Annotated in this window: 15 protein-coding genes; 8 read left to right on the plus strand and 7 right to left on the minus strand. The window is 59.8% G+C overall.

From position 1 onward, the window contains the following. The first annotated feature begins 32 nt into the window (after positions 1–32). The 4 genes from recN to Q3Y53_RS01805 all read left to right on the plus strand — a co-directional run bounded on the left by recN (position 33) and on the right by Q3Y53_RS01805 (position 8,551). Entirely contained in the window at positions 33–1,715 is a 1,683-nt protein-coding gene (gene recN, locus Q3Y53_RS01790; protein WP_226424699.1) for a DNA repair protein RecN, read from the plus strand. Positions 1,716–1,760: 45 nt separating this feature from the next. Then, on the plus strand, positions 1,761–4,724 hold the full coding sequence (gene uvrA / locus Q3Y53_RS01795; protein ID WP_226424698.1) for an excinuclease ABC subunit UvrA: 2,964 nt from the start codon (positions 1,761–1,763) through the stop codon (positions 4,722–4,724). Next, positions 4,724–6,220: an alpha/beta fold hydrolase gene (locus Q3Y53_RS01800; RefSeq protein WP_303532188.1), complete on the plus strand. Its 1,497-nt coding sequence runs from the start codon at positions 4,724–4,726 to the stop codon at positions 6,218–6,220. Before uvrA ends, Q3Y53_RS01800 begins: the two co-directional genes overlap by 1 nt. Before the next feature lie 207 nt (positions 6,221–6,427). Then, positions 6,428–8,551: an HAD family hydrolase gene (locus tag Q3Y53_RS01805; RefSeq protein ID WP_303532190.1), complete on the plus strand. Its 2,124-nt coding sequence runs from the start codon at positions 6,428–6,430 to the stop codon at positions 8,549–8,551. Here the strand turns inward: Q3Y53_RS01805 and purT are convergent. Next, positions 8,537–9,715: a formate-dependent phosphoribosylglycinamide formyltransferase gene (gene purT / locus Q3Y53_RS01810; RefSeq protein ID WP_226424695.1), complete on the minus strand. Its 1,179-nt coding sequence runs from the start codon at positions 9,713–9,715 to the stop codon at positions 8,537–8,539. The two genes, Q3Y53_RS01805 and purT, sit on opposite strands and share 15 nt — an antisense overlap. Before the next feature lie 119 nt (positions 9,716–9,834). On the opposite strand from purT, the gene Q3Y53_RS01815 reads away from it, so the two are divergent. After that, positions 9,835–10,425 carry a L,D-transpeptidase gene (locus tag Q3Y53_RS01815; RefSeq protein WP_226425027.1) on the plus strand — a complete coding sequence of 197 codons (591 nt, stop codon included), beginning with the start codon at positions 9,835–9,837 and terminating at the stop codon, positions 10,423–10,425. An 86-nt stretch (positions 10,426–10,511) separates the two neighbouring features. Here the strand turns inward: Q3Y53_RS01815 and Q3Y53_RS01820 are convergent, their stop codons facing one another. Further along, positions 10,512–11,111: an alpha/beta hydrolase gene (locus Q3Y53_RS01820; RefSeq protein WP_226424694.1), complete on the minus strand. Its 600-nt coding sequence runs from the start codon at positions 11,109–11,111 to the stop codon at positions 10,512–10,514. Between the two features lie 171 nt (positions 11,112–11,282). Here Q3Y53_RS01820 and Q3Y53_RS01825 point away from each other — a divergent pair, with 171 nt between their 5' ends. After that, positions 11,283–11,705, plus strand: a complete 423-nt coding sequence (locus tag Q3Y53_RS01825) for a M23 family metallopeptidase (protein ID WP_226424693.1) — start codon at positions 11,283–11,285, stop codon at positions 11,703–11,705. 4 nt (positions 11,706–11,709) lie between these two features. Here the strand turns inward: Q3Y53_RS01825 and Q3Y53_RS01830 are convergent, their stop codons facing one another. The 4 genes from Q3Y53_RS01830 to Q3Y53_RS01845 form a co-directional block, all read right to left on the minus strand. Then, positions 11,710–11,877, minus strand: coding sequence for a hypothetical protein (locus Q3Y53_RS01830; protein WP_006851462.1), 168 nt, complete (start codon positions 11,875–11,877; stop codon positions 11,710–11,712). After that, positions 11,877–12,125 (minus strand): hypothetical protein, encoded by a 249-nt coding sequence (locus tag Q3Y53_RS01835; protein ID WP_115094718.1) that lies wholly within the window; start codon positions 12,123–12,125, stop codon positions 11,877–11,879. Before Q3Y53_RS01835 ends, Q3Y53_RS01830 begins: the two co-directional genes overlap by 1 nt. A 299-nt stretch (positions 12,126–12,424) precedes the next feature. Continuing rightward, positions 12,425–13,459, minus strand: a complete 1,035-nt coding sequence (mraY, locus tag Q3Y53_RS01840; protein ID WP_303532208.1) for a phospho-N-acetylmuramoyl-pentapeptide-transferase — start codon at positions 13,457–13,459, stop codon at positions 12,425–12,427. A gap of 137 nt (positions 13,460–13,596) precedes the next feature. After that, positions 13,597–13,866: a DUF3134 domain-containing protein gene (locus Q3Y53_RS01845; RefSeq protein ID WP_006850710.1), complete on the minus strand. Its 270-nt coding sequence runs from the start codon at positions 13,864–13,866 to the stop codon at positions 13,597–13,599. A gap of 152 nt (positions 13,867–14,018) precedes the next feature. Between Q3Y53_RS01845 and Q3Y53_RS01850 the strand changes: the two genes are divergently transcribed. Both Q3Y53_RS01850 and Q3Y53_RS01855 read left to right on the plus strand, forming a co-directional pair. Continuing rightward, positions 14,019–14,159: a hypothetical protein gene (locus Q3Y53_RS01850; protein ID WP_303532215.1), complete on the plus strand. Its 141-nt coding sequence runs from the start codon at positions 14,019–14,021 to the stop codon at positions 14,157–14,159. Next, a complete protein-coding gene (locus tag Q3Y53_RS01855; protein WP_226424691.1) occupies positions 14,159–15,370 on the plus strand; it encodes an argininosuccinate synthase in 1,212 nt (403 codons plus the stop codon). The genes Q3Y53_RS01850 and Q3Y53_RS01855 overlap by 1 nt, the downstream gene beginning before the upstream one ends. On the opposite strand, the gene Q3Y53_RS01860 is transcribed toward Q3Y53_RS01855, so the two are convergent. Continuing rightward, positions 15,362–15,709, minus strand: coding sequence for a hypothetical protein (locus Q3Y53_RS01860; RefSeq protein ID WP_303532219.1), 348 nt, complete (start codon positions 15,707–15,709; stop codon positions 15,362–15,364). The two genes, Q3Y53_RS01855 and Q3Y53_RS01860, sit on opposite strands and share 9 nt — an antisense overlap. Positions 15,710–15,731 lie beyond the last annotated feature (22 nt).

The raw sequence follows: 15,731 nt of genomic DNA on the forward strand, positions 1-15,731 counted from the left end.
CCGCTACGGTCGGCATCATCACAGGGCTGGACGTGCTCACCGGTCTGCTGCTGCAGAACATCGCTCTGATTGAGAGTCTCGAACTTGAGTTCAGCTCGGGTTTTACGGTGCTCACCGGTGAGACCGGCGCAGGCAAGTCGATCCTTCTCGATGCCCTCGATGCGGTACTGGGTGGAGCGCAAGGTTCGAGTGGCGTTCGTCTGCTGCGGACTGGGTCGGATCGCGCCAGGATTGAAGCCGCATTTCAACTCAACCCAGCCCTCGAGCAGTGGTTGACCGCGGCGGATTTTGACCCCGAAGAGGAGCTCCTGATCAGCCGTGAATGGAAACGGCAGGAGGGTGATCGTTATTCCAGTCGCTGTCGTCTGAACGGCAGCACGGTGAACCGTCAGCAGTTGCTTGAGCTCAGGCCGCTGTTGATTGATCTCACTGTTCAGGGACAGACCCAGTTGTTGTCGCGGGCGGGGCAGCAACGGCTTTGGCTTGATCGTCTCGGTGGATCTGCATTGGCCGAGGTCAAAGCACGGGTGGCTGATGCCTGGATCGAATGGCGCCAGGCTGCAGATGCCCTGATGGCACTTGAGCAGGAGCAGCAGCGCTCCGAACAGGAGCGGGCTGAACAGGAAGAGCAGCTGGAGCAGCTTCAAGCTGCAGATCTCGAAGACCCAGATGAGCAGCAGCGGCTGGAACAGGATCAAGACCGCCTCGTCCATGGCGTGAGGCTGCTGGAGGGTCTGGCCTTGCTGTTTGGCCGAATTCGCGATGGTGTGGATCAGGCGCCTTCGCTGCAGGATCACTTCGCGGCGTGCATTCAGGAGCTGCAGGCCATGGCGCAGCTGGATGGTTCGCTTGAGCCTCTCCGTGATCAGGCTCTGGATCTCGAGGCTGGTGTGGACGGTTTGTTGCGCTCCCTCGATCAATACGGTCTGGCGCTTGAGAGCGATCCAGACCATCTGGAGCGGATCCAGGACCGCTTGTCGGTCTTGAAACGTCTGCAGCGTCGTTACGGGCTTGATCTGGCCGGCTTGATTCAGCGTCGCGATGAACTGCTTCAGCGTTTGGGATCGGAAGGCTTCGCGGCGGATCTCGCCCGCCTGCACCAGGAGGAAAACGACCGTCGCCAGACGCGAGATCAGGCCAATGCCGCCTTGCGTTGCGAGCGGTCCAAGGCGGCGGAGGCTTTGCAGGCGTCGTTGCTGGAGCTGTTGCCTCCCATGGGCTTGGCCAACGTGCGTTTCAAGGTGGATCTCACCCCCTGTGATCCGGCTGAGCATGGTGCGGACGCTGTTCAATTTCTGTTTTCCGCCAATCCCGGCCAACCGATGGCACCGCTGACGGAGGTGGCGTCCGGCGGTGAGATGTCTCGTTTTCTGCTTGCGCTCAAAACCACCCTTGCCGCGGTGGATGGCTCCAGCACGCTGCTGTTCGATGAGATTGATGCCGGCGTCAGCGGTCGCGTCAGTGGAGCGATGGCGGATCTCCTTCAGACCCTGGCCCGTCAGCGTCAGGTGTTTTGCGTCACCCATCAACCGCTTGTGGCAGCGGTTGCTGATCACCATTTCCGGGTGAGCAAGCATGTGAATGACGGTGTCACCCACTCGCGAGTGTCCCGACTGCGGGACACTCAGGAACGCCGCCAGGAGCTGGCAGACCTCGCTGGTGGCGATCAGGCCGATGCCTATGCAGCGAGCCTGCTGGACCAGCGAACAGCTTGAAGGCTTCGGTTCTTCCTAAGCTCACGAGCTTTCCAATGGGTCCTGATGGCGCGAGCTGCTGCCAAGATCGCTGACTCAGCTGGCCCGCTGGCGACTCAGGACGATGTAATTCGAGTGAGGGGTGCCCGACAGCACAACCTCAAGAATGTCGACGTCACCATTCCCCGCAACAAGCTGGTGGTTTTCACCGGGGTGAGTGGAAGTGGCAAGAGTTCGCTCGCCTTCGACACGATCTTTGCGGAGGGGCAACGCCGCTACGTCGAAAGTCTCTCGGCTTATGCCCGCCAGTTCCTGGGGCAGGTGGACAAGCCCGATGTGGATGCCATCGAGGGCCTGTCTCCTGCGATCTCGATTGATCAGAAATCCACCAGTCACAACCCCCGTTCCACGGTGGGCACCGTCACCGAGATTCAGGATTATCTGCGTCTTCTGTTCGGCCGGGCTGGTGAACCCCACTGCCCCAAATGCGGCCGCTCGATCAAGCCGCAGAGCATCGACGAGATGGTCGATCAGATCCTGCTGTTGCCGGAAGGAACCCGCTATCAATTGATGGCGCCCGTGGTGCGCGGCAAAAAGGGAACCCACACCAAGTTGATCAGCGGCCTTGCGGCCGAAGGTTTCGCGCGGGTGCGCATTAACGGTGAGGTGCGCGAGCTGGCCGACAACATTGAGCTCGACAAGAATCACAGCCACAACATCGAGGTGGTGGTCGATCGCCTTGTGGCCCGTGAGGGGATTCAGGAGCGGCTAACCGATTCGCTGCGCACGGCTCTCAAACGTGGAGATGGTCTGGCGTTGGTGGAGGTGGTGCCCAAGAAAGGTGAGGAGCTTCCTGATGGCCTTGAGCGGGAGCGGCTCTATTCCGAGAATTACGCCTGCCCCGTGCATGGGGCTGTGATGGAGGAGCTCTCACCACGGCTGTTTTCGTTCAACAGCCCTTACGGCGCCTGTGAGGCTTGCCATGGCATTGGCCATCTGCGCAAGTTCACTGTTGACCGGGTGATCCCGGATCCATCTCAGCCGGTGTACTCCGCTGTTGCTCCCTGGGCCGAGAAAGACAACAGCTATTACTTCTCACTGCTCTACTCAGTGGGAGAAGCCTTTGGTTTCGAGATCAAGACCCCATGGAATGAACTCACTGATGAACAGCGGGATGTGCTGCTCAATGGAAGCCGCGAACCGATTCTGATCCAGGCTGATAGCCGCTACCACAAGGGCAAAGCCGGTTACACCCGCCCGTTTGAGGGCATTCTTCCGATTCTTGAGCGTCAGCTTCGCGACGCCAGCGGCGAGTCCCAGCGCCAGAAACTTGAGAAGTATCTGGAGTTGGTGCCCTGTGCCAGCTGTGCTGGTCAGCGGCTCCGCCCCGAAGCCCTGGCGGTGAAGGTGGGGCCCTATCGGATTCCAGAGCTCACGGCCGTCAGCGTCGGTCAGACCCTGGAACGGATCGAAAAATTGATGGGTGTGGGCGCTCATGAGGGTTTAGAGCCCCTGCTGAATGCTCGTCAGATCCAGATCGGTGATTTGGTGCTCCGGGAAATCCGCCTACGTCTGAAGTTCCTGCTCGATGTTGGCCTGGACTACCTGAGCCTGGATCGACCGGCGATGACGCTCTCCGGTGGTGAAGCCCAGCGCATTCGCCTGGCCACCCAGATTGGTGCTGGTCTCACCGGGGTGCTTTACGTGCTCGATGAGCCGAGCATCGGCCTGCATCAGCGGGATAACGACCGCCTCTTGAACACGTTGGTGCGGCTCAGGGATCTCGGAAACACCCTGGTGGTGGTCGAACACGATGAAGACACCATTCGTGCTGCCGATCACGTGGTGGACATCGGCCCTGGTGCCGGGGTCCATGGGGGTCACATCGTTGCGGAGGGAAGTTTCGATGACTTGGTGGCGAGCAGCGAATCCATCACCGGCGCTTACCTGAGCGGCCGTCGCTCGATTCCAACGCCGGCCGAACGTCGCCAGAGCGGTTCACGCTCACTCAAGTTGATCGATTGCAACCGCAACAACCTCAAGAACGTTTCGGTTGAGTTCCCCTTGGGTCGGCTCGTGTCTGTCACCGGGGTGAGCGGCAGCGGCAAGAGCACCCTGGTGAATGAGCTCCTGCATCCGGCTCTGGAGAACGGACTGGGTCTCAAGGTCCCCTTCCCTCAAGGGTTGGGAGAACTAAGGGGGTTGAAGTCGATCGACAAGGTGATCGTGATCGACCAGAGCCCGATCGGACGGACACCCCGCTCCAACCCAGCCACCTACACCGGTGCCTTTGACCCAATCCGTCAGGTGTTTGCCGCCACGGTGGAGGCCAAGGCCCGTGGTTATCAGGTGGGGCAGTTCAGTTTCAACGTAAAGGGCGGCCGCTGTGAGGCCTGTCGCGGTCAGGGTGTGAACGTGATTGAGATGAACTTCCTTCCGGATGTGTACGTCCAATGCGATGTCTGCAAGGGCGCTCGGTTCAACCGTGAGACCCTGCAGGTGAAATACAAGGGCCACACCATTGCGGATGTGCTCCAAATGACGGTGGAGCAGGCCGCTGAAGTCTTCGATGCAATTCCTCAGGCGGCAGATCGCTTGCGCACGCTGGTGGATGTGGGCCTGGGCTACGTCAAGCTCGGCCAGCCGGCGCCAACACTTTCGGGGGGTGAGGCCCAGCGGGTGAAGCTTGCAACGGAGCTTTCACGGCGTGCCACCGGTAAGACCCTTTATCTGATTGATGAACCCACCACCGGCCTCAGCTTTTACGACGTGCACAAGCTGATGGATGTGATGCAACGCCTAGTGGACAAGGGAAATTCGATCATCTGCATCGAGCACAATCTTGATGTGATCCGTTGCAGCGACTGGATCATCGATCTCGGCCCTGAAGGCGGTGACAAGGGTGGCGAGATCCTGGTCACCGGCACTCCAGAGGAGGTCGCCCAGCATCCCACTAGTCACACCGGCCGTTACCTCAGCCGGGTTTTGGAGCAGCATCCACCAGAACTACTCGTTCCCCTGGCGGCTTGATGGCTCGATTTCGGACACACCTGGCGGCCCTGGCTTTTGGCATGTCGCTGGCCCTCAGCGGGGGTCCCGCTTCAGCGTTGGAGCGGCTGGTGTTGCGACTGCCATTCCTGGAAACGGAGATCACGATCAACTTCGATGACGGTGAGTCCGCTGAACAATTGATCCAGGCCAGTCCGGATCTGCAGGATCTGGAACTGGCCAGTGGTGGCAAGTTGTTGCCGCTGTTGCGCCAGGTGTTCCTCACGCCACTGCCCTTGGAAACCAAGGCGTTGCTGGCGGGATCGACCGGTCAGCCGCTTCTGGAGCAGGCCCTCCATGCGGCGACGCAGGTGGTGGCTCTTGAAGGAGTTGAGCCGGATGTGAGCGGGCGGATGCTGACCGAGGCCCTGATTCGTGCTGAACGCCGGGGGCAACCCAACATCCTTGGTTTTTTGCGGGAGTTGCCGGGAGAACAGGCATCGATCGATCTGTCGCGTCTCGCTGAGGTGGCCAATCGGCTTAAAACCAATCTTGAGGAGGGGGTTGCTTTGGCCCGTTCCGTTGAGCCCGCATCCGTGACGGCTGCTCTGCGGGGCCCACTGCGGCCCAGTTGGTCCCGTGAGGTTGTTCAGGTGTCCGTGCCCCACCGGCCGAAACCCCTGCGGGTTCTGACGCTTCAGCCTGCAGCGCCTGGGAATGGTCGCTTGGTCGTGATTTCCCATGGGCTCTGGGACGATCCGGAATCCTTTGAAGGTTGGGGTGAGGTGCTGGCTGCCCATGGCTACACCGTGCTGCTGCCAGACCACCCCGGCAGCGATCTCAATCAGCAGAAGGCGATGCTCGCTGGTGATGCGCCACCGCCGGGGCCTGAAGAATTGCGTCTTCGGCCCCTTGATGTGTCCTCTTTGTTGGATGCAATCAGTGCTGGACGTTTTCGGCCAGGGGCCAACTTGAACACCGATGCCGTAGCGGTGGTGGGTCATTCCTGGGGAGCCACCACCACGCTCCAATTGGCCGGTGGTGTTCCTATTGATTACAGACTCAAAGCCCGTTGCAACGACCTCAAGGATCCGGAGCGAAACATCAGCTGGGTGCTCCAATGCAGTTGGCTGTCGGGGGTTAAACAAGCCGCTGTTGCTGATCCAAGGGTCAAGGCTGTTGTGGCCGTCAGCCCGCCCTTGCGTTTGTTGTTTGACGGCAGTCGCCTGGAGAGCCTTCCGGCCAAGTTGCTGCTGATCAGCGGTACCCGTGATTGGGTGGTGCCTTCGGGGCCGGAAGCGATCGTTCCGATGCGTGAGAGCAAGGCCGTGCGGTTGGGTCACCGCCTGGTGTTGGTGCAGGGTGCGGACCACTTCAGCCTTCGCAGTTTTCAAGGTGAAACGTCCCCGGCACAGGTTGGGCCGGTCATCCTTGGCTGGATCAACGAGCAGCTTGAGATGGATGGCTCAGTCACCTTCTCTGCGGGTGGTTGGGGTGACGAGCAGGGCAGCCTTGTCGATGTGAGCAACCGTCTCTGACGTTGCTGGCTTGTTACATCCAGCAGTCGGCAACGACTTTGGTTTCTTAGGTCCAGATCCACTGCAAGGCAAAAGGACTCGGCTTTTTTTGTCGGTTTAAATTGCTGTTCTTCTAAGGTTTTTTTCATTTTTTATTCCTTCTTCCGCCTCTAAAGAAAAACCAACGGGACCGAATTTGGGTTCCGTTGTTGTTTGTGAGGTGAGCGAATGGGGATCCGGTTGTTGCATCTGCATCTTCACGGCCTGTTTCGTTCTCATGAGCTTGAGCTGGGACGGGATGCTGATACCGGTGGCCAGACGTTGTACGTGTTGGAGCTTGTGCGAAGCCTGGCTCAGCGGGCCGAGGTCGATCAGGTTGATGTGGTCACTCGCCTGATTCAGGACCGTCGGGTTCACCTCGATTACAGCCAACGGGAAGAGGTCATTGGTCCGGCTGCCCGCATCCTGCGCTTTCCCTTTGGTCCGAAGCGGTATCTGCGCAAGGAGTTGCTTTGGCCCCATCTCGAGGAGCTGGCTGATCAGCTGGTGGAACATCTGAGCCAGCCCGGCCAGAGGGTTGATTGGATTCATGCTCACTACGCCGATGCCGGGCTGGTGGGTGCTTTGGTCAGTCAGCGATTGGGGATTCCGCTTGTCTTCACCGGCCATTCCCTCGGTCGGGAGAAACAGCGACGTCTCCTTGCCAGTGGCCTGGATCGCTCTCAGATCGAGCAGACCTATGCCATCAGCCGCCGAATCGACGCTGAAGAGCGTGCTCTGGCCCAGGCGGATCTTGTGATCACCAGCACCCGTCAGGAGGCGGATCAGCAGTACTCCCGCTACGGCCACTTTCAGGCGGATCAGGCGGAGGTTGTGCCCCCCGGGGTCGATGCCACCCGGTTCCATCCCCACAGTTCATCGCAGGAATGCTCCGCGCTGCAAAGTCTGTTGCAGCCTTTCCTAAGGGAGCCGGATCGTCCGCCCCTGCTTGCGATTTCCCGTGCGGTGCGGCGCAAGAACATTCCCGCGCTGGTGGAAGCCTTTGGCCAGTCGCCGGTGTTGCGGCAGCGTCACAACCTGGTGCTTGTGCTGGGCTGTCGGGATGACCCGCGTCAGCTCGAGAAGCAGCAGCGTGATGTGCTTCAGCAGGTGTTCGATCTGGTGGATCGGTTTGATCTCTATGGCCAGGTGGCTTATCCCAAACAACACAGCCGTGCCCAGATTCCCGCTCTTTACCGCTGGGCGGCGCGTCGTGGAGGGCTGTTTGTGAACCCGGCGTTGACCGAACCTTTCGGACTCACCCTTCTGGAGGCCGCGGCCTGTGGTTTGCCGATGGTGGCCACCGATGATGGCGGTCCACGGGACATCCAACTCCGCTGCGACAACGGTCTTCTGGCGGACGTCACCGATCCCGGTGCACTTCAAGAGGCCTTGGAATTGGCCGGCAGCGATCGCTCCCGTTGGCGTCGTTGGAGTGACAACGGGGTTGAGGCCATCAGTCGCCACTTCAGCTGGGATGCCCATGTGTGTCAGTACCTCGCCCTGATGCAGCAGAAGATCCGCGTGTCACCTGTTCGTCCGATGTCGGTGGTGCGGCGGCCAAGTCCCGTCTCCAGGCTGTTGGCGTTGGATCTTGACAGTTGCTTGGAGCTGCCGGAGGAACGCTCCTTGGCGCATCTGCGCGATCGGCTTCATGCCGAACCTTTTGCCGCCTCGACAGGCTTGGTGATCCTCACGGGGCGGTCGCTGGATCAGGCGCGTCAGCGCTACCAGGAGTTGCATCTTCCCGACCCCAAGGCCTGGATCTGCCGTGCTGGGACCGAGATTCACCACAGGCTGGATCGTGCAGAAGATCCCGTTTGGGCGCAGCGCATCAGCCAAGCCTGGGATCGCGAGGCTGTTCTCGCAGCGATGGGGCAACTCCAGGAACACCTTCAGCTTCAGGAGTCTGATCATCAGAGTCACTTCAAGGTCAGCTACCTCTTGCGTGCCTCCAACCGCGGTCTGATTGGTTTGGCCCGTCAGTGCTTGCGCCGCCATGGTTTGCAAGCTGAACCCCAGCTCCGTTGCCACTGGTTCCTGGATGTTCTGCCCCAGCGCGCATCCCGCAGCGAGGCCATCCGTTTTCTGGCCCAGTCTTGGCAGCTCCCCCTGGACCAGGTTCTGGTGGTGGCCAGTCAGCAGGGGGATGGAGAATTGCTGGAGGGTTTGCCCGCCACGGTGGTTCCTGCGGATCACGATCCCTGCCTGTTGGGTCAAAGGACCCAGCAGCGGGTGTATGTGTCGAAACGCCCCAGTGTTGGAGCCGTGCTGGATGGCTTAACCCACTACCGGTTTTCAGGCAGCCGTTGATCCTGGGATCACGGTTACACAGGCGGCTGCCCTGTCGGCCTTGGCTTGTGCTTCCTTCCGATCTCCTCCCCTTGCCAGGGCTACACCCATCCGCCGACCGGGGCGGGCCGTGGGCTTGCCGAACAGCAGCAATTGGGTGTCAGCTTCCGTGAGCGCTTGTTCGACCCCTTCAAAAGCGACGGAGTCCATTTTTGTTTGGGACAGGATCACTCGGCTGGCGGCGGCATCAGCTGCCGTGATGGTGGGGATCGGCAGACCGAGAACAGCGCGCAGGTGCAGTTCGAATTCGCTCAGGTTCTGGCTGATCAGGGTGACCAGGCCTGTGTCGTGCGGCCGTGGAGACAATTCGGAAAAAATCACCTCATCGCCACAGAGGAAAAATTCCACACCGAAGAGGCCGGCACCGCCCAGGTTGTCGGTGACGGTCTTGGCCATGGCCTGGGCCTGACGCAGTTGTTGGTCGGTCAGTTGCGCCGGCTGCCAGCTGCACTGATAGTCCCCTCCTTCCTGTTCGTGGCCGATCGGTGCACAGAACAGGGTTTCGCCATTGCGCTGACGGATGGTGAGCAGGGTGATCTCCAGATCAAAATGGAGAAATTCCTCCACGATCACTTGGGTTGAGGTGCCCCGTGCGCCGGCCATGGCGGCCTCCCAGGCTTTGGGTAGATCGTCCGCACAAGCCACCACGCTCTGGCCTTTGCCGGAGGAACTCATCACCGGTTTCACCACGACGGGCCAGCCCAGAGGTTCCGCCACCGCTGTGAGTTCCTCAGCGCTGGAGGCATAGGCGAACCGGGCGGTGCGGAGACCGAGTTCGCCGGCCGCCAGGTCGCGGATGCGGTCTCGGTTCATCGTGACGGCCGTCGCACGGGCCGTTGGAATCACGGTGATTCCCTCTTGTTCGAGTTCCGCCAGGGCATGGACGGCGAGTGCTTCGATTTCTGGGATCACCACGTCGGGTTGGTGGCGCCTGACCACCTCAAGCAAGGCATCGGCATCGGTCATCGGCAGCACTTCGGCCACGTCAGCCACCTGCATGGCCGGGGCCCCGTCATAGCGATCACAGGCGATCACCTGGCAGCCAAGCCGTTGGGCAGCAATGGCCACTTCCTTGCCCAGCTCCCCGCTGCCCAGCAGCATCACGGTGCGTGGAAACGACGGCATGGTGATCCTTGAACGGCCTGCCTGCATCATCAATCAATGCAAGTCCTGAGACTTTCCGCAGCCTTGAGTGCAGGGCCCGATCTCCCGCTAGGTCAAGGATGCGTTCTTGATTGAGTCCAGTGCTTCGGGCGACGTTGTTGGCGGTTTTGGCTGGAGCCTGTCTCCAGCTCGGGCCTGCCCAGGCCAGGTCTGCGGATCCCATTCCACCGGTTGCCCCCTGGCTCAGTGATGCGGAGGCGCTGGCCTTGTTGCCTGCTGCTGTTCGTTCCCGTTCCACCAAGCAGCTGGTGCTGCATCGTTCCAGCCGTCAGCTGATCCTGCTGGAGCAGGGACAGCTTCGTTTGCGTGTGCCTGCTGCGGTCGGCACGCAAGGCTGGGAAACGCCTCTCGGTGAGCATCGGGTGCTATTCAAAGCGGTGGATCCCGTCTGGCGGCATCCAGGCACCGGTGCTTTGGTTCCCCCCGGCGGTAGAAATCCCCTGGGATCCCGCTGGATTGCTTTCTATCAGGACTGCTCCAATCCCGGTGGTTGGGATGGCGAAAAGGTGGTGCAGGTTCGCGGCTGCTCCCACGTCGGCTTGCACGGCACGCCCCATCGTTGGACCGTTGGACGGGCCGTGTCCCATGGATGTGTTCGCCTCTACGACGAACACATCCAGAGGGTCTTTGACCTTGTGGATGTGGGGACGCCGGTGGTGGTTCTGCCTTGATGGTTTTGTCTTGACAGACAGGGACATAAAAAAGCCCTGGGTGGACCCAGGGCTCGGTGGACGTGTTTTGTCGTTCTGCCTTTAGATCACCAGAGTCCCTGAACGGGAGCAGCGGGAGCGGGCTCGGGGGCCTTGGCGGTGTAGGCCTGGATGCAGGCCGGGGTGTTCATGTACCAGCTGAGCAGTGAGGTGTCCTTGTGGAAATCACCTTGCACATCGGCATTGCAGACCTTCATGGCACCTTGCAGGCGCTGGTCGGTCGGCAGCTTGGCCATCATTCCGTAGCTGGAAAGCTGGCCATCTTCAGCATCAAGGATGATGGCACTGCGAACGGCCTGCAGATCGTTCTGCTGGCTGTAGTACGGGTGATAGTTGCCGTTGATGCTTTCTTTCAGGAAAGCCTCGCCTTCAGTTGAGTAGAGGAAGCGGGTGACGTCTGCAACGTCGACGTCGTACTGCTTCTCCAGACCCACCTCGAGTTCTTCACGGGTCCAACCGGACAGATCGCTCAGATCTTCAGGAACGGGATTGGAGACGGCTTTTTTGCCACCGATGGGCAACAGCACGTTGGAGCGCACGAAACCGTTGGTGACGGTGCGGGCGGTTTGCTTGGGAGCGGCGAAGCTGGGAAGTCCAGCAGCGGCGACCATCAGTCCGGCGCCGGTGAAGAGAAGTGCTCTGCGCATGAGCTGCAGTTGATTTGCCTTCGAACCGTCGCCAGACCGCCCGGGAAGTGGCCTGGAAGCACAGGGTTTTTTTCCTTTTAAGAGAGCGTTAAGGAAAAACGAGAATGCTGTCTTTTCTCTGACGGAAGGGACTTTGTCTTAAGATTCTCTTCCAATTCTCGTTTTGATTGTTTGCTCGGTCTGTTTGCCGCGTTGCTTGTGCCGATGTCGGGTGTGGTGACCCAAGGCGTCGAACAGGACCATCCAGCCTTGGACATCTCCTGCCGTGTTGGTCGCCCTGTGCGTGCCGCTCATGACGGGGTCGGTCGGAGTCGCTGGACAGCGACCCACGGATGGACGTTTCATCTGGCTGGGGCAGGCGTCAAGACGCGTTACAGCCATCTCAATGCTGGTGCCCCAGCAGGCTCCTACGACCGCGGCGAGATCATTGGTCTTTGCGGGAACACGGGCCGTTGGTCGACAGGTCCTCATCTGCATTTCGAAGCAGAACCCCTGCATCTCCTGGACGTGCTCGAGAGCCCCAACGCAGAGCAGTTGAAATCGATGGAGCAATCGCCTCAATGGCGTCAGCGCTCGGTGGAAGCGAGCCGCTAAGGGCTCAGTTCGAATCGGTACTGCTCTGACGGCGCACTTCTCCGATCAGCCATACACCCATAAATCCGAGCGACGACACACCGAAATAGATCAGCACCCACCGCAGAACCCGATCTGGATCGGCAGCTGCGTTGGCGAGCAGCTCAGCGGTTTTGGCAAGCAGGTTGTCCATCAGTTCTGAAGATCGGGGATCAGCGTGAGTTGGCGGACCGGTGATTCCTCGCTGACGAAACCCCAGGCTTCAAACACGGTGGGATCGGGATGCGTGATGCGCTGCTCCGTTCCATGGCGTTCCAGTTGGAACCCTTCGCTCGACATGCGCCGCATCAAACTGGCCGACTCCTCAAAGCGGGCAGCCATCGCCTCGAGGCTTGAGCAGTCAGCTGTGAGACCGGATTCACGCCAGGTGAAGTAGGTCATCTTGCCCTGCTGCCTCAAAACATGACTTTAAGGGATTTAAGCGGCATGAGGCTTTCGTTCTGAACATGAAAAATCCCCTGAGTATCTGGTAGGTCGTTCAGGCCTTCCTTCATTCAGGGCGCTTAAGTGTGGTCACTCCAAAATATAAAAATGTCGGTCATTTTTTCTGCGTCAGGTTCAATCTTTCTCCGAAGATATTGGCTTTGTTTGGTGCGAAACTAAATTTTCTTATTGGCGATCTGAATCACTGCATCATTGAGATCGCTTCAAAATGATGCTCCTTAGGATTGGATCAAAGATCAGGGACGCAGAGCCAGTCCGAGAACGACAAGCCCTGCTGTGACAAGCCAGAACGCAGGCACCACGCTTCGTTCATTGGCGCCCCCCAGCTCAAAATGGTGATGGAGTGGCGCCATGCGGAACACGCGTCGCCCTTGCCCATCAGGGCCTTTCGTGGCCTTAAACACCCAAACCTGGATGATCACGGAGAGGGATTCCGCCACGAAGACGCCTCCCATTACCAGCAGGGGCCAGAGGCTGTTGGACAACAGGGCCACACCGCTGAGGGCGGCCCCCATCGCCAGGGATCCCGTGTCGCCCATGAAGGCTCGAGCTGGGTTTCGGTTGTGCACGAGAAACCCAAGCCATGCCCCGGCCATGGCCATGCAGAAGCCAGCCAAGGCGGGATCTCCATTGTCTCCTCGCAGCATCAGTTGAAGTGCCAGACCTGTGAACACCAGTGCTCCGCAGCCGCTGGCCAAGCCATCCAGGCCATCGGTGAGGTTGGTGGCGTTGCTCTCCGCCAGAACGACAAACAGCCCCAGCGGCCAGATCAGCAGTCCCAACGGCAGTTCAAGGCCAAAGGGCAAAGCAATGCTGCTGCTGATCCAGCCCTGCCAGGCAGCGATGGCAAGAAAGGCTGCAGCCGCCATGGCTTGCAGCAGCAATTTCCCTTGTGCTGTCAGGCCTGTGTTGGTGTGTTTGGTGAGGCTGCTCCAGTCATCGATGCCGCCGATCAGCATGAACGCCAAGGTGAGTCCGGCCAGGCTGAGCAATTGTTGCGACGCCACGGCGTCCCGTGTGATCAAGCTCCCAAGAATCACCCCGACGGGAACCACCAGAAGGCCCCCCATCGTTGGGGTTCCCGCCTTGCTCTGATGGGCTTTGGGGCCTTCCTCACGGATGAACTGCCCCATCTTCAAGCGACGCAGAAGGGGAATGCCCAAGGCTGCAGCCGCTGTTGCGCAGACCGCTGAAATCAAGAGCGGCAGGCTCAGTTGCGCATTGGTGATCCATTTGTCGGCTGCAAAGCTGGTCATCAAGACCACCAGCATCAGCAAGCTGGCACTTATTGAGCCGTTCTCCCACCAAGAACGGTGGTTCGAATCCGTGGATTGCAAAGCGGCACCGGACTGGTCGCTGGGACCCTAGGTGAGTCGCTCAGGGTCGACCAGTCAGTGCAAAGAGGACGTCAGTCCTCCCACTGCTCCTCGTTTTGCTCGTCATCCTTGTTGTAATCCTCTTTCTCGCCCATGAGCGCGGAGAGTTCTTCCTCTTCGACGGTGCTCACTTCAGGTGATCCGGATTCTTCGTCGGCAACGAGACGACCGCTGGTTTCGAGCCAGGACAGGAGGTCGGGCTCCTCACGAAGGGGCAGCACGGGCGCAGGGTCGCGGCGCCCGTAGCGGGTGAGGGACGGGTTGACGCTGTCCAGGGCGTTTAAATCAACCAGAGCGCTCATGCAGGGAGGGACGCGGGCCAATCAACCAAGATAAACCACGTGCTGTTTTTGGTCCGCACCTGAACAAATCTGCGCTGCTCGTTTTTCTGTGGGGCCTGGCCCTGATCATCAGTGCTGGCCTGCATTGGTGGGGTTTGCAGCGGTCTGAACCGTTGCAGACCTCTTGGGCCCTGGCGCTGCTGCTGGTCTTTTCCCCGGCTCTGGCGTTGGCTGGATGGTTGCTTGTGGCTTCCTCAACGGTGGCGGCAGGCGAGACGAGAGAATCAGACGATTGTGATCAGGAGACCCATTGATGGGCCGCGCCAAGAAGGTGGTACTCGCCTATTCCGGGGGAGTGGATACCAGTGTTTGCATCCCATACCTCAAGCAGGAATGGGGTGTGGAGGATGTGATCACATTTGCCGCTGATCTCGGCCAGGGCGATGAACTGGAGCCGATTCGTCAGAAAGCGCTAGATGCCGGTGCCAGTCAGTCGCTGGTGGGAGATCTGATCGAGCCTTTCATTAAGGATTTCGCTTTTCCAGCGATTCGTGCCAATGCCCTCTATGAAGGCCGTTACCCCCTCTCCACGGCCCTGGCGAGGCCTCTTATCGCGAAGCGCCTGGTGGAGGTGGCCAGGGAAGTGGGTGCCGATGCTGTTGCCCATGGATGCACAGGCAAGGGCAACGATCAGGTGCGTTTTGATGTGGCCATCGCTGCGTTGGCACCGGATCTCAAGGTGCTCACCCCAGCCCGTGAGTGGGGCATGAGCCGTGAGGAGACCATCGCCTACGGCGAACGCTGTGGTCTGCCCGCACCGGTGAGCAAGAAGTCGCCCTACTCGATCGACCTCAATCTGCTGGGCCGCAGCATTGAGGCAGGACCCCTCGAAGACCCGATGGTGGCTCCGCCGGAGGAGGTGTTTGCGATGACGCGATCGGTGGAGGCTGCTCCGGATGTCTCTGAAGAGATCGAGATTGCTTTTGAAGCAGGCAATCCTGTGGCGATCAACGGTCAGCAGCTGGACCCCGTGGCTTTGATCCGTGAAGCCAACCGTCTGGCGGGCACCCATGGCATTGGCCGCCTCGACATGATCGAGAACCGGGTGGTGGGGATCAAATCCCGGGAGATCTATGAAACGCCCGGGCTGTTGCTGCTGATCCAGGCCCACCAGGAACTGGAAAGCCTGACCCTGGCTGCCGATGTGCTGCGCAGCAAGCGGCAATTGGAAATGCAGTGGGCTGACCTCGTCTACCAGGGGCTTTGGTTTGGCCCCCTCAAGAATGCTTTGGACGGCTTCATGGACCGCACCCAGATCACCGTCAATGGTGTCGTTCGTCTCCGGCTGCACAAAGGAACGGCCACGGTCACCGGACGCGGCTCAGCAGACAGCAGTCTGTACGTCCCCGAAATGGCCTCCTACGGCAGTGAGGATCAGTTCGATCACCGCGCTGCAGAGGGCTTTATTTACATCTGGGGTCTGCCAACCCGACTCTGGTCAGCATCCCAGCGCCGTTCAAGCTGAGCGCTGCAGTTTCTGCAGGAACTTGGGAAGCCTCAGAACCGGAAAACGCACAACGTTGTCGGGTTCTGAGCTTCCAGGCAGGGCCGGCTGAGACCGCTCGATCTGTTCTTGATCAACCTGTTCAGCCAGAAGTTGATAACGCTCCATCAAGGGCTCAAGCCGCTGTTGGAAGCGGCGTTCAAAAACGTCTGGCAGTTCGGCCAAAAGCTCGTTGTAGGCCTTGATCTCGCCCTCGAGCTCTGAAATTCTTTTTTTCAGCAATCGAATCACTTCAGCGTCGCCATGACGCTCGTTCCACACAGGTTCGGTTGGCTGAGGTTGGTCGTGTTTCGAATCCATGGGCGGACGGTATCGCCCACCC

Source organism: Synechococcus sp. YX-04-1, assembly GCF_030546365.1.
Lineage (GTDB): Bacteria > Cyanobacteriota > Cyanobacteriia > PCC-6307 > Cyanobiaceae > Parasynechococcus.